The following is a 1323-nucleotide window of genomic DNA, read 5'->3' as shown; positions in this document are numbered from 1 at the left end:
GGCGCGCGGCTGCTGGAACGAACGACGCGGCAGGTGAACGCCACCCAGGATGGTGAAGCCTACTATCGGCGCTGCCTGTCGATCCTGGCCGAGATCGAGGATGCCGAGGCCGCCTTCCGCAACGCCGAGCCTTTCGGCCTGCTGCGCATCGACGCCAGCACGCTGCTCACCCGCACATTCCTGTTGCCGCGCCTGCCGGAGTTTCTCGACCGCTATCCCCGCATCGACCTGCAGATCGGCCAGAGCGACCGGCTGGTCGATCTCGTGCGTGAAGGCGTGGACTGCGTGATCCGCGTCGGCGAGCCGCCCGACAGCGGCATGATCATGCGGCGGCTCGCGATGATCCGCGAGATCACCTGCGCCAGCCCCGCCTATCTCGAGCGCCACGGCACGCCCGCCTCCCCCGATGCGCTCGACGGTCACCAGGCGGTGGGCTTTGTCTCGTCGCGCACCGGAGAGACCCTTCCGTTCGAATTCACTGTCGCCGGCAATATCCGTGAGGTGCGGCTGCCCGGCCGCGTCGCCGCCAACAATTCCGATACCGCCGCCGACCTGGCGCGGCTTGGCCTCGGCCTCATCCAGGCGCCGCGCTATCGCTTCGACAAAGACCTGGCCGAAGGGACGCTGGTCGAAGTGCTGGCCGATTATCCGCCATCGCCGACGCCGCTGTCGGCGCTCTACCCGCAGAACAGACAGCTCTCGCCGCGCCTTCGCGTCTTCCTCGACTGGGCCTCACGCATCTTCGCCGAGGCAAACCTGTAGGCTGCAAAACGCGCCACTCGCGATCAACTCGGTTTTGCAAACCCGGCCAGGGACGCATAGCCGCGTACCACGCTCTTGCGTTCTTCGCGCGAAGCGACGGCGTCGATGTCATCAAACCCATGCGGCGCCCGGGCCTCGACCATGTCTATGACCGCTTCCGGCCCGCCTTGCCGATTGGCCAGCACGATGGCCGATGTGGCCGGCCGCCGCTCCCCGTCATACCGTGTTAGCGCGGCTTCGACGGTCGGTCCTGCGGCCAGATGCATCGCAAGGCAACCAGCGTCGAGTATTGCCTGGCTGGCTCCGTTCGACCCCACCGGGTACATGGGATGCGCCGCATCGCCGAGCAGCGTCACCCGCCCGAACGACCATCGTGGCAGCGGGTCGCGGTCGCAGTTCGGATATTCGTAGAAGCCATCCGTTGCCTGGATGATCGAGGCGGGGTCGACAAAATCAAGCTGAAACCGGTCACGCACGAAGGGCAGCACATCGTCGATCACGCCCGGGCGGCTCCAGTCGCCGGGACGCAGCGGTGATGTGCCGCTATCGCCGGTATTGGCC

The 1323-nt window shown here is 66.9% G+C and carries 2 protein-coding genes; one reads left to right on the top strand and one right to left on the bottom strand.

The window, feature by feature from the left end; translation table 11 throughout:
• Positions 1-762: LysR substrate-binding domain-containing protein (locus tag EN994_RS31825; protein WP_127308171.1), on the top strand; the 762-nt coding region annotated here is incomplete at its 5' end.
• Between the two features lie 23 nt (positions 763-785).
• Here EN994_RS31825 and EN994_RS31820 read toward each other — a convergent pair.
• Positions 786-1323 (bottom strand): FAD-dependent monooxygenase (locus EN994_RS31820; protein WP_206530549.1); only part of this gene is annotated, 538 nt, incomplete at its 5' end.

The organism is Mesorhizobium sp. M7A.F.Ca.CA.002.09.1.1 (assembly GCF_003998555.1).
Lineage (GTDB): Bacteria > Pseudomonadota > Alphaproteobacteria > Rhizobiales > Rhizobiaceae > Mesorhizobium > Mesorhizobium ciceri.
The sequence above is the reverse complement of the archived record's forward strand: the minus strand, read 5'-3'. Positions and strand labels throughout refer to the sequence as shown.